Source organism: Paenibacillus sp. FSL R10-2796, assembly GCF_037965315.1.
Classification (GTDB): Bacteria; Bacillota; Bacilli; order Paenibacillales; family Paenibacillaceae; genus Paenibacillus_AQ; species Paenibacillus_AQ odorifer.
Genome location: NZ_CP150178.1, coordinates 1,997,787 through 2,010,368 on the forward strand (window position 1 = coordinate 1,997,787; position 12,582 = coordinate 2,010,368).

The window sequence follows — 12,582 nt, forward strand, 5'->3', positions numbered from 1 at the left end:
AGTTTGCTAGAGTTCCGGAGAATTGCGTAGCGTAGAGTTCGAAAGAAGTGTGTTGGGTTTGGTGTGTTGAATGTTGTTGGGTGTGCTCAGTGCGGAGGTTGCCTTGTGCGACCTCCGTGTTCTGTTGCAGAATGTACAACAAAACGACACATTATCGCCTGTAATAGATAAGTAGCAGGCTAGGAGGAAATTCAACTCTGTTGGCGATTCTGATCACTCTGTTGTTTAGTTACTCTGTGGCTTAGATACTCCATGGCTCTGACGTAAATAGTTGCACTTTGTGCATTTAAACTAACATTTCTTTGGTCACTAGGCGATATAGTTGCACTTCGTGCAACTATATCAGCGAAGTAACCACCAAAAGCTCCTTTTGCCGTTTTTTAGTTGTACAAAGTGCAACTAAGAGGAAAACACACATATTCAGCTGAAATAAAGCTGCACAAAGTACAACTCTATGGCTCTGACGTAAATAGTTGCACTATGTGCACTTAAACTAACTATACCTAAGGTGCTAAGCGATATAATTGCACTTCGTGCAACTATATCAGCCAAGTAACCACCAAAAGCTCCTTTTGCTGTTTTTTAGTTGTACAAAGTGCAACTAAGAGGAAAACACACATATTCAGCTGAAATATAGCTGCACAAAGTACAACTATCCAGCCAGAAGCTGTTACTGTGCCGATTATAAAGAAGTTAATAGGCGAGATGGAAATGTGGGTGTTGTGAAGGCAATAGGAAGGTAGCGGATAAGTGGAATGTGAGTGGTTGTAGAGGTAATAAGAAGGTAGTAGGTACGTGGAGTGTGATTAGTTGTGAAGGCAATAAGAAGATAGCGGATAAGTGGAATGTGAGTGGTTGTAGAGGTAATAAGAAGGTAGTAGGTACGTGGAATATGATTAGTTGTGGAGGTAATAGGCAAGCAGCGAGTGAGTGGTGAATGTGGCTCAGTTGGCGACCTCAGTCAGTCTGTTGCTAAGTTACTCTATGGCTCTGACGTAAATAGTTGCACTCTGTGCACTTAAACTAACATTTCTTTGGTTACTAGGCGATATAATTGCACTTCGTGCAACTATATCAGCCAAGTAACCACCAAAAGCTCCTTTTACTGTTTTTTAGTTGTACAAAGTGCAACTAAGAGGAAAACACACATATTCAGCTGAAATATAGCTGCACAAAGTGCAACTATCCAGCCTCGGAGCTGCGACTAAACTATCCAGTCGCAGAAAACGCAACTATTGCATCCCACTCCATCGCAACTTTTCCATCCCAACTATCCCATCCCACTATCCCATCGCAACTATCCATACATCAACGGAAAACCCATATTGGGTTTTCCGTTTCTATCTAGCATAGTAACTCTAACGTTGCTTCGCGGTTACGAACAGCAAGCGAACAATATCGTTACATAACTTAAGGAGGAACAATATTTTGGGAAGCGACATGAATTTGTCACAGTTAAAGGAATATAACGGAAGTAGTCCAAAACCGGATGATTTCGAGCAATTTTGGGAGCGGGCATTGCGTGATCTGGATGCACAGGCGCTGGATTATGAACTGGAACCAGCGGAGTTTGTCAGTGAACTTGCGGAATGTTTTCATTTGTATTTTACCGGAGTTGGCGGTGCAAGAATCCATTGCAAATATGTAAGACCGAAGAACAGCGTACATAAAAAAGGTCCCGGTGTAGTGATGTTCCATGGATACTCCTGTGACAGCGGGGATTGGATGGAGAAGGTGGCATATGCTGCTCACGGGATTAGCGTCCTGGCGATGGATTGTCGCGGCCAGGGTGGCCTCTCCGAAGATAACCTTACCGTAAAAGGGACTACGATACGCGGACATATCATTCGAGGGATGGATGATCCTAATCCTGATAACCTTTATTATCGCAATGTGTTTTTGGATACGGCACAGACTGCCCGAGTTCTGATGTCTATGGATGAAGTTGATCCTGAACGTGTAGGTGCCTTTGGACTATCTCAAGGTGGAGCGCTGACTGTGGCTTGTGCAGCATTAGAGCCTCGCATAAAAATAGCCCTGCCTGTATATCCCTTCCTTTCAGATTATAAACGTGCTTGGGAGCTGGATATTACCACCTCAGCTTATGAGGAGATCAACTATTATTTCCGTTTTTTTGATCCCCATCATTTGCGTGAGGATGAGATTTTTAATAGGCTCGGTTATATCGATATTCAGAATCTTGCCGAAAGAATACAGGCTAAAGTACTGTGGGTTACCGGGTTATCCGATACGATTTGTCCACCTTCAACTCAATTTGCCGCATACAATAAAATACTAGCGTCCAAAGAGCTTATGGTTTATTATGAGTACGGTCATGAGTATTTACCATATCTTGCCGATCGGGCGTTGGAATTGTTCATGACCTTGTAAGAGATAAGCCAGCAGGCATAACTGAAGACAACGGTGGTGAACAATTGATGAAGTCGCAAGTAAAAAAAGAAAAGGCGCATTTCCAGCTGCACCCTGCCAAATCGATTGGGGTGCGGCTTTTTCTCATCTTCTTCATCTCAACAATGGTGCTCGTTCTCTCACTTGGCTACATTTCCTATTCCGTAGCTGAGCAAACGATCGAGAATAACGCGCTGTCAGCCAATCAACAGACAGTCGTCCAAGCTGCAGAGAAGTTTGATGTTGAATTATTGCGTTATGAGGATGGCCTAGGAAGAATTCTTTACAACAATGAGATTCAGGATGCACTCAAACAAGGGAATAATCCCACTACAAGTAATGAGGAACTTAATTTGCAGTCCAACCAGATTAGCGCCGAGCTAAATGCCTGGCTGACCGCATCAAAGGGGGTAGAAGCTGTATACCTCATCCCGATGAATCAGGAAGTCCCTACTTCGTCAGCGGGATCAAAAGACAGCGCTTTTATCAAAGAATTCAGAGAGTCCTCATGGTTCAAGCAGCTTGAGGAGCAACCACAAACATTGTGGATTCCCCGAACAGAACAGGGGCAAGCCGGAAATACTTCGGGTATGTTTCATTTGGCACAATCGATAGCTGGGGATACACAAAGCCCGGGATACATAATTATCTGTGATATTAGAATTAGTGAATTAGAAAATCAGCTTCGTAAAGTTGATCTCGGACCCAGCTCTTACATGCAATTGCTGACGGATAAGGATGAATTGATCGCATCGTCCCAGCAAGTGGGAACAGATACTTATCTCAGTCTGGGAGGGACTCTTCTTCATGGTTTGGAGCATGAGGCTGGGTCATTGCCAACGAAGGATGAGAAAGGAAAATCCATTCTGGCTGTGTACGGGACGATGGAAAGCTCCAGCTGGAGATTGCTTGGTGTTGTTCCGGCTGAGAATCTTACGAAAGACGCACTTCGTATTCTAAAAACTACATATATTATTGTTGCGGTGGCTGCTATTGTCGCCATTCTAATTGGTTACTGGATGTACAGAATGGTATCTAAGCCCTTGACCCGACTTAAGGATCTAATGTCTCAAGGGGCAGATGGAAATCTTGGAGTACGTACGGATATTACCTCACGAGATGAAATTGGTCAGTTATCGGGTTCCTTTAATAGGATGATGGAACGGATCACAGAACTGGTAATCCATACTAATGAAACCGCGAGGAAGGTAATGGAAACTGCCGATGAACTTAGTAGAGTATCGCGTAAGACAGCGATGGCAGCCAAAGAGATTGCCGCAGCAACAGAAGAAATTGCCGGAGGTTCAGGCAGCCTAGCTTTGGAGGCGGACCAGGGTAACGAGCTTACGGGGCAAATTTCGGTGCAAATGAACAAAGTGAACTCAGCTACGCATGAGATGGATCATACCGCACATAGTATCGGCATGCTTAGTGAAGAAGGTTTTAATGAGTTAAAAGAGCTGCTTGGCAAGACCAATAAGACGGGCGATATGACGAATAAGCTTGTGATGAAAGTGAATGAGCTGCAAGACACCACATCATCAGTGATGAAGGTGCTTGATGTTATGCAGAATATTACACAGCAGACGAATATTTTGTCTCTAAATGCAACGATAGAAGCGGCAAGGGCAGGGGAGTCCGGCCGGGGATTTATGGTAGTGGCCGATGAAATACGCCAGCTTGCAGATCAGTCCAAAGAATCCATTGCTGTGGTGGCTAATATAACAGACACAATTATGAAGGATATGAACGAGACCGTAGGTGTTCTCTCGGAAGTAGCCCCTCTTTTTAATCAGCAGGTTACTTCAGTGGAGAGCACTAGCGATATCTTCGTATCTGTACAGGATCAGATGCGTCATTTTATTACACGCTTGGAATCTGTTGCTTTATCGATGGATAGCTTGAGCCAATCCCAGAAGGTGCTGTCAAATTCGATGGGCAATATCAGCTCCATTGCAGAAGAATCATCAGCAGCTTCTCAAGAAGTGGCTTCGCTTAGCGGGGAGCAACAAAGTGTGAGTGATCATTTAGTGGAGCTGTCTGAGCAGCTTGAGCATGCGTCCCGGCAGTTGCAAGAAAAACTGTCCAAGTTTAATTTGTAACTTTGCATAACCTAAGTAAATATTTTTAACACAAAGACCAGTCTCCAATTATTTGGGACTGGTCTTTGTGCTATTCAAAAGGCTATAAATTAGCTAACTAAGCATGAGTGTAAATAATCCAGCGGGTGGGACATAATAAAGGCTATGAACGTCAGTCAGGAGGAATGGGATTGCACAATAATGTCCACAGACGTATACTCGGCGGACTGATTATTTTATGTTCAGTTGTAGCCGTGTTGGTCCTTAGGCTGGCGTGGATTCAACTGTTTATGAAGGAACAGACGGTCCCTGGAACGAAATATACACTTGCAAAGATGGCAGAAATTCAAAGCGAACGGGAGACGGTATTGGACACTGGGCGGGGGCGTCTGTATGACCGAAAGAGTGAACCCCTTGCCGGGGAAACCATTTGGACGGCTGCGTTTTTTCCTCAAGAGGCGAAGACTAGGAATACCGTGACGCAGGTCGTATACGAAGAAGCTGAGTCCATGCACCGGTTGGCAGCTATCCTTGGAGTGAGTTATGAGCAATTGCTAAACAAGCGCTCTTCTCTTAAAGAACCATTGCTTTGGCCATCCTCAGTGGGAAAAGGACCGCTCGCACTTACATCCGTACAAGCGGAAGAAGTGAGTGCATTGGGGATCGACGGCGTAGGCGTGCTTCCTTTTGCTCGCAGATATGATGGGAACGCAACTGGACGGCAGTGGCTTGGATATTTATCGGAAGCGGCCCCAAACCCTGGTGGGAAGGCTTCGCCATCGGGGCTGAGAATTCCGATGACAGGAACGGACGGATTAGAAAAGACCCTGGAGCCGTTGCTTCGAGGTGTAGGGCATACTGAGGCATACGCTCAGGTTGATGCGCGCGGGCAACGTGTCCCGGGCAGTCCCATTCAAGTAAGAGCCCCGGGCAATCCGTATTATCCGCTGTCTTTATATACAACGATTGATAAAAAGCTTCAGGAACAAATAGAGGAGTTAGCTGTCAAAGCTGGAATGAAGGAAGGAGCCGTGGTGGTGTTAGACACCGGAACGGGAGATATTGAAGCCATGGTATCTTTACCTTTTTACGACCCAGAGAAGATATCCCCTGAAGGGGGAGAGTGGAATAACCGGGCGTTGCAGGCTGCCGTACCTGGATCAATTTTCAAAATCGTCACAGCAGCAGCAGCACTAGAAGCCGGGGTCACCTCAGCGGATGAGCTCTTCTATTGTTCAGGGCAATATGAGAAATATGGATTGTCTTGTCTAAAAGGAAAAGGACACGGTCCCCTCACGCTGGCGCAAGGGTTCGCCGTGTCCTGTAATACTGTATTTGCTGCGCTGGCAGAACGTTTGAGTGGGGCGCAGCTTCAAGCGACAGCACTCGCGCTGGGGCTCGGAAGAGATATTAGCTGGCAAGCGGAGAATACGCTTGGTTTTCCAGTTCTTAAGCCACTGTCCGGTGAGCAGAAGGGGACGATCTTTACTTCTTTGCTGCCGGATGATCCAGGCGCCAGAGTGCAGACGGCCATTGGGCAGCGAGATGTGCAAGTGACCCCACTTCAGGCAGCGAACCTGGTGGTGACGTTACTGCATGGCGGGGAAGTGAGAGCGCCAAGAATTCTCCAGCGTGTAACCTTTGCAAATGGGCAAAAGCTAGAGGATCTGCCGGGTCATCTTTCCCCTTCAACTGCCGGGAGGATCTCAGAATCTACAGCCCGCCAGCTGCTGTCCTGGATGCGTAAAGTAGTTACGGATGGAACCGGCACAAGTCTGCAGAGCACGAAATGGCCGGTTGCCGGGAAATCAGGTACGGCACAAACCCTTGTTAAGGGTATGCCGCGTAACAATCAATGGTTTATCGGCTATGGGCCGCTGGATCATCCCAGATATGCTGTGTCGGTAGCGGTGGAGAACGTCGCTCCGGACAGCTCACATCTAGCCGTTAAGCTGTTCGGTCAGATATTGGATTTATTATCATCGGTTCCCTCTGGAGCTTGAGGTTCAGGTGGTGGCGCAGAGCCGGTCTGATTGGAAGCTGGACCGTTAGCTGCAAAGGGTGAAACGATAAATTCCTCTTGCGGGAGATAGATCCAGCTCTGAAGATACCCTTGTTGAATCAGTTCTTTTATCAGAATAAGCAGAATCGGCGACAGAATCAGACCAGCCATACCGAAAGCAGATGTGGACAGAATGACGAACGACAGCATAAGGAAGGCTGAGGATACGCCAATTGAATTCCCGGTAATCTTCGGCTCAAGCAGCTGCCTAACAATTAGTACAATGGCAAGGAGGATAATTAATCCAATAGCCAGTGATGTATTGCCCACGATGAACAAATAGATGATCCAAGGGACTAAAATTGTCGTCACGCCAAGAAGCGGCAAAACATCAAATACCGCGCAGACTAATGCCATTGTGATTTCGTTGCCGGTTCGCAGAATAAATAAGCCGACTAGAACTATGGCAAAAGTAATGCTGATCAGAATAAGTTGTGCTTTTAAATAGGAACCGATGGCTTTGAATACATTGCCTTGCAAAAAGGCGAAGGCGTTCTTAAAGGTTTTTGGCATTTTGTCATGCGCGATTTTACGCCAATCTTTGATTTCCATGCTAAGAAAAAATGCCAAAATAATGGCTATCCCGAAATTGGCCATGAAGGTGGAGAAGGAGCCTAGAATACCGGCCATGTATTTTAGAAAAGTAATCAGCCATCCTGTTAGAACATCCGTGGCATCTTTAAAGTACCCGTTGACCTTGTTCGTAATATCGGGTGGCAAGTTATCTATTTTTTGCTGCAGGTAGGTCGTGGTCTCCACAAAATGCTGCTGCACCACATATGTATATTTAGGGAGGTTCTCTTGGAAGTGAAGGGCCTGGATCGTAATCAGTAGACCGGCACCAAATAATGTACCTAACAGCACAATCAGAAAGAGCAACACTGAAATGGCGGAGGCAAAAGGTTTACCAAGACCACGGCGGTTCAAGAAGCGGGCCAAGGGTTCGATAAGCAAAAATACAAAAAAAGACAGGAATACAGGTGCAGCTAACTGATACAGCTTACTAAAGGAGAACATAATTAGATAAACCGTGAGGACAATTAATCCGATGTCAAAAAATGTGCGCCAATATTTTTTGTATAACGGCAGCATAGATATAAACAACTCCCTTTTTTTATAAGTGGATACGCCAGGTTGATTACATTGTACATGATTTTACTTTAAAAGCGTCTATTTCTTTGATACATGTGTTAAAATAGGGGGTAACGTTTTTTTATTCTACTTCACTTGGCCGTTTCACGGGTTCTGCTTGCAGACATTAGGCGAGCCAAAGTCAACTCTGGAAAAGCGGGGAATTAATATGCAGACTTTGCTGCTCTGGTTATTTTACATCTCATCATTTTATGCTTTTATCCCTGGTATGATCAGCCGGATTTTTGGTTACCGTGTCTTTCGTAAAGGAACTGGGCGAAATGAATTCGCACTGACCTTCGATGATGGACCTGATCCTCGATTTACACCATTACTGCTGGAATTACTGAAGAGGTATGATGCAAAAGCAACCTTTTTTGTAGTCGGCTCTAATGCTGAACGTTATCCTGATCTTATTCAGCGTATCCATGATGAGGGACATCTCATCGGAATTCATAATTATGTTCACAAGACGAACTGGCTCATGCGGCCAGCAACCGTCCGCCGGCAGATTCAACGTACGAATGATATTATCTATAATATTATTGGCGAACGCAGTACGTATTACCGTCCACCTTGGGGTATTGTCAATTTATTTGATATTTCCAAACGACGCCAAGTTGAAATTGTGCTTTGGTCGGCAATGTTTGGCGATTGGCGTGAGAAGCTCGGCGCCGAAAAACTCACTGAGAAGATGCTGGCCCGTCTAAATCCCGGGGAAGTGATGTTGTTGCATGATAGTGGCACAACGCTGGGTGCAGATGCGGATGCTCCAGGGAATATGCTTGTGGCTCTTGAGCAGACTCTGGAGGAAGCCCGTAAACGGGGACTACGCAGCATTCGGATTGATGAGATGATTAAGATGGCTGAGACGTCACCTATCCGGCGCTTATCTTTTGGTAAACGGGTGCTTGTAGGACTTTGGTTAGCTTGGGAACAGGTATTTCAAGCTCTTTTTCATCTCCAAACGATTACTCCGTCAGATCCTTTCCTGCATTATCGGATGCGGAAATATCAGGGTGAACCGGTTGAACTCGAGGGCGGAGAACTGCTGCGTAAAGGTGACAAAGTCATTGAGCTGCACATCGATAATAAACAGTTGTTCGAATTAGGGATTCATTCACGTTCTTCCGCTCAACTTGCGATTCGAATGATCCGCAGAATGGAAAAGGATCTGCCCATTCTTGCTGAGATCATTGCCAAAGATGTGGATCTTGCGGAAGCCAAAGCGCTTTATGGAGTCAGTATGATTAACCGGGGACCGGAGAAGTTCGGCTTTACCGTACGTGATTTGCCGGATGGCTTATTCGCACGTTCCTCCAAATTTTACTTAAGGATCCTGTTAAGTGTGATTCATCCAGCAGGTGGGGCAAGGCTTAAAGAACGGAGCGAGGTCCTTGTGCCGAAGCTTATCCTGATGCCTGTCTCAGAGCTGCTCAAAAAGATGAATCAACAGCTGCCTCATCATCCGAAAACTGCAAAAAAACGCAAATCGCAACAGGAAGAATCGTTGTCACTTAATGATTCGGTTGCAGATGTAGAAATGCCAGGTGCGACAGTAACCAATTGATTCATGATCTTATTGATAAATATTTTACAGTGGACATGTAAAGAGATGTTCTACAATCCAGCGATGGGTTGTGGAACATTTTTTTATTGGGATAATTAAAAAAAGAGCAGCCCGCCAGTAGAAATACTAAGGTGGGACTGCTCTTGCTTGTTTTAATATTCTTTTTTGCTAAAGGGATTAGATCTTCAGCACTGCGCCGTTACTTGCATTGGTTACCATTTTGGAGTAACGAGCCAGGTAACCAGTTTTAACTTTAGGTTCGAATTCTTTCCAACCCGTACGACGAACTGCTAATACTTCTTCTTCAACCAGCAATTCAATCTTCCGGTTGTTGAGATCCAGCTCAATGATGTCTCCATCCTCAACAAAAGCGATCGGACCGCCTTCAGCTGCTTCTGGAGAGATATGACCGATACTGATTCCGCGGGAAGCCCCCGAGAAACGACCGTCTGTAATCAGACCGACCTTAGCACCTAGCCCCATACCCACGATTTGTGAAGTAGGCGCCAGCATTTCCGGCATTCCTGGTCCGCCCTTAGGACCTTCATAGCGGATAACGACTACATGGCCTTCTTTAACTTTACCGTTCGCGATACCTTCCAGTGCAGCTTCTTGGGAATCAAAGCAGATCGCAGGACCTTTATGATATCCACCTACTGAAGCATCAACTGCACCAACCTTGATGATAGAACCCTCTGGAGCCAAGTTTCCGTAAAGTACGGCCAGACCGCCTCTTTCGGAGTAAGGGTTGTCGATAGTATGAATTACGGAAGTATCTTGGATCTCGTGTCCGATTACGTTCTCAGCTAATGTTTTGCCGGTAACGGTCATACATTCCCCGAACAGAGCACCTGGTTTCTTCAGCAGTTCATTCAATACAGCACTAACGCCGCCCGCACGGTCCACATCTTCGATAAAGATATCAGAAGCTGGAGCCAGCTTAGCCAGATAGGGAACACGGTTTGCAACTTCGTTAATGCGTTCAAGCGGATAATCGATACCTGCTTCTTGAGCTAATGCAAGGGTGTGCAGCACTGTGTTAGTAGAACCACCCATTGCCATATCCAGTGCAAATGCGTTATCAAGGGATTCTTTAGTTACGATATCTCTTGGTTTAAGATCCAGCTTAATCAATTCCATCAGTTGTGTTGCGGATCTGCGAACAAATTCTCTACGCTCATCAGCAACAGCCAGAATCGTACCGTTACCTGGCAATGCCAGTCCAAGTGCTTCTGCAAGGCAGTTCATGGAGTTGGCAGTGAACATTCCGGAACAAGATCCACAGGTAGGACAACCAAATTGTTCTAATTCAAGCAGCTCTGCATCGTTGATTTTGCCGACTTGGTGAGCACCAACGCCTTCAAATACCGAGGTCAGAGAGAGCTTTTTACCTTTACTATCTACGCCGGCTTTCATTGGGCCGCCGCTTACGAACATGGTTGGGATGTTAACACGCAGTGCGCCCATCATCATGCCCGGTGTAATTTTATCACAGTTAGGGATGCAGACCATGCCATCGAACCAATGCGCGGAAACTACAGTTTCCAAGGCGTCAGCGATGATCTCGCGGCTTGGCAGTGAATAACGCATGCCGATATGTCCCATAGCAATCCCGTCATCTACGCCGATCGTATTGAATTCAAAAGGAACGCCACCAGCTTCGCGAATCGCTTCCTTAACGATTTTACCGAACTCTTGCAAATGCACATGCCCTGGAACAATATCAATATAGGAATTGCAGACCGCAATAAACGGCTTTCCGAAATCTTCTTCTTTTACTCCGGCTGCTCTCAGGAGACTACGGTGTGGAGCACGGTCAAAGCCTTTTTTAATCATGTCTGAACGCATTTTCTTGGCTGCCATAATGACATTCCCCCCTAAATGAATTTCAATCAAATATAGTGTCGCATTAACGCAATGAACTCCAAAGACCTGCGTATATACGGTTTATAGAAAGAACGGGGACCTGCTTCCTCAATAAGAAAAGCGATGCCGTTTCTATAAAAAAAGCCGCTGTTTTGGTATAAACAGTTACCGCCTAAAATGAACGGAGAAGTCATTGTTATTAGTGAGTCTATCACAAAGAGCACGTTTTTTCTACCGGACAATGTGAAGTTTGTCGATTGACGCAAAGCGTGGGAAGTGGAGGAAAAGCTCATTTTCGAAAGGAAAGTGCTTTATTTGGAAAATGGAACAGGGTTCGGATGTATCTATTTACCACTCTAGACAACTTTAGGAGAGCTGAGTATGATGGGAGTTATTATTTTATGGGAGGTGCTGGAAAATCGGGATTTGTCTATTATTATCGCCGCGGTGGATCGTTTTACGGGGATGAAAAGCTAAGGAGGGAAAGGGAATGTCACAGCGTACAACTTTTTTAAATCCAATTGTAGCAAGCTCAGGAGACCCATGGGTATTCAAACATACCGATGGCTATTATTACTTTATGGCCACAAAAGCTAAATGTCTGGAGCTGACGAGATCTAGAACCTTGACCGGCCTTGCGGAGGGCGACAAGAAAGTGATCTGGTCTCCCGAACCGGGGGGCAGCTGCAGTTACAATCTGTGGGCGCCGGAAATTCATCATTTGGACAACAGATGGTACATTTACTACACTGCGAATGACGGAGGAGGCGACGATTCACGGCGGATTTGCGTGCTGGAGAATGAAGCAGCGAACCCGCTGGAAGGACAGTGGGTATGGAGAGGGGCTTTGCAGACACCTGTCCCAGGGTTGGATGGAACAGTAATGTCTTTGCGGGATCAGCTGTATTTTCTGTATGCGGGATATGGTCATTTTCCTGATTATGGGTCGGCTATTTACATTATGCGAATGAGTAATCCTTGGACCTTGGAAGGGGAGCATCACCTGCTTACCGCTCCAACTCTGTCATGGGAGAAGCAAGGTGGCATGGCGATTAACGAAGGTCCGGTAATTTTGCAGCGAAACAATCGTATTTTCATGGTTTATTCGGCAAGTACGACTTGGTCTGAGGATTATGCACTAGGGATGCTCACCATGAGCGAAGCGGCAGATCCTTTGCAACCGCTGTCATGGGAAAAATCAATGTCGCCTGTATTTTGCAAAAGTGTAGAGAACGGGATTTTTGCCACGGGGCACAATAGCTTCACACATTCTCCTGATGGCAAGGAAGATTGGATAGTCTATCATGCGCTTCCTTCCGCTGGAGCGGATGTCTCTTTGCGCGCGACCCGTATCCAGAAATTTGGGTGGAAGGTGGATGGGACACCAGATTTTGGGGTTCCTTGTAGGGATACGCTTGCTCAGACCGTACCGTCGGGAGAATAAGAATAAAACAGGAAATCAA

The 12,582-nt window shown here is 45.9% G+C and carries 7 protein-coding genes; 5 read left to right on the forward strand and 2 right to left on the reverse strand.

Features of this window, described 5'->3' with window-relative positions:
- Window positions 1-1,428 precede the first annotated feature (1,428 nt).
- From NST58_RS09000 to NST58_RS09010, 3 genes are all read left to right on the forward strand, one after another.
- The gene (locus NST58_RS09000; protein WP_143762377.1) at window positions 1,429-2,391 is read left to right on the forward strand and encodes an alpha/beta fold hydrolase; all 963 of its coding nucleotides are present in this window, start codon (window positions 1,429-1,431) and stop codon (window positions 2,389-2,391) included.
- A gap of 47 nt (window positions 2,392-2,438) precedes the next feature.
- Window positions 2,439-4,511, forward strand: a complete 2,073-nt coding sequence (locus tag NST58_RS09005) for a methyl-accepting chemotaxis protein (RefSeq protein ID WP_339247401.1) — start codon at window positions 2,439-2,441, stop codon at window positions 4,509-4,511.
- Window positions 4,512-4,675: 164 nt separating this feature from the next.
- Window positions 4,676-6,493, forward strand: a complete 1,818-nt coding sequence (locus NST58_RS09010; RefSeq protein WP_339247403.1) for a penicillin-binding protein 2 — start codon at window positions 4,676-4,678, stop codon at window positions 6,491-6,493.
- Here NST58_RS09010 and NST58_RS09015 read toward each other — a convergent pair.
- Window positions 6,451-7,644 (reverse strand): AI-2E family transporter, encoded by a 1,194-nt coding sequence (locus tag NST58_RS09015; RefSeq protein WP_339247405.1) that lies wholly within the window; start codon window positions 7,642-7,644, stop codon window positions 6,451-6,453. The genes NST58_RS09010 and NST58_RS09015 overlap by 43 nt on opposite strands.
- A gap of 208 nt (window positions 7,645-7,852) precedes the next feature.
- Between NST58_RS09015 and NST58_RS09020 the strand changes: the two genes are divergently transcribed.
- Window positions 7,853-9,253, forward strand: a complete 1,401-nt coding sequence (locus tag NST58_RS09020; RefSeq protein WP_076192865.1) for a polysaccharide deacetylase family protein — start codon at window positions 7,853-7,855, stop codon at window positions 9,251-9,253.
- 177 nt (window positions 9,254-9,430) lie between these two features.
- Here the strand turns inward: NST58_RS09020 and ilvD are convergent, their stop codons facing one another.
- On the reverse strand, window positions 9,431-11,116 hold the full coding sequence (ilvD, locus tag NST58_RS09025) for a dihydroxy-acid dehydratase (protein WP_339247407.1): 1,686 nt from the start codon (window positions 11,114-11,116) through the stop codon (window positions 9,431-9,433).
- Window positions 11,117-11,609: 493 nt separating this feature from the next.
- Between ilvD and NST58_RS09030 the strand changes: the two genes are divergently transcribed.
- On the forward strand, window positions 11,610-12,563 hold the full coding sequence (locus NST58_RS09030) for a glycoside hydrolase family 43 protein (protein WP_339247408.1): 954 nt from the start codon (window positions 11,610-11,612) through the stop codon (window positions 12,561-12,563).
- Window positions 12,564-12,582 lie beyond the last annotated feature (19 nt).

Coding starts and splice junctions, on each gene's coding strand:
- NST58_RS09020 (WP_076192865.1), top strand. CDS start 7,853: ATGCAGACTTTGCTGCTCTGGTTATTTTACATCTCATCATTTTATGCT.
- NST58_RS09030 (WP_339247408.1), top strand. CDS start 11,610: ATGTCACAGCGTACAACTTTTTTAAATCCAATTGTAGCAAGCTCAGGA.
- NST58_RS09010 (WP_339247403.1), top strand. CDS start 4,676: ATGGGATTGCACAATAATGTCCACAGACGTATACTCGGCGGACTGATT.
- NST58_RS09015 (WP_339247405.1), bottom strand. CDS start 7,644: ATGCTGCCGTTATACAAAAAATATTGGCGCACATTTTTTGACATCGGA.
- ilvD (WP_339247407.1), bottom strand. CDS start 11,116: ATGGCAGCCAAGAAAATGCGTTCAGACATGATTAAAAAAGGCTTTGAC.
- NST58_RS09005 (WP_339247401.1), top strand. CDS start 2,439: ATGAAGTCGCAAGTAAAAAAAGAAAAGGCGCATTTCCAGCTGCACCCT.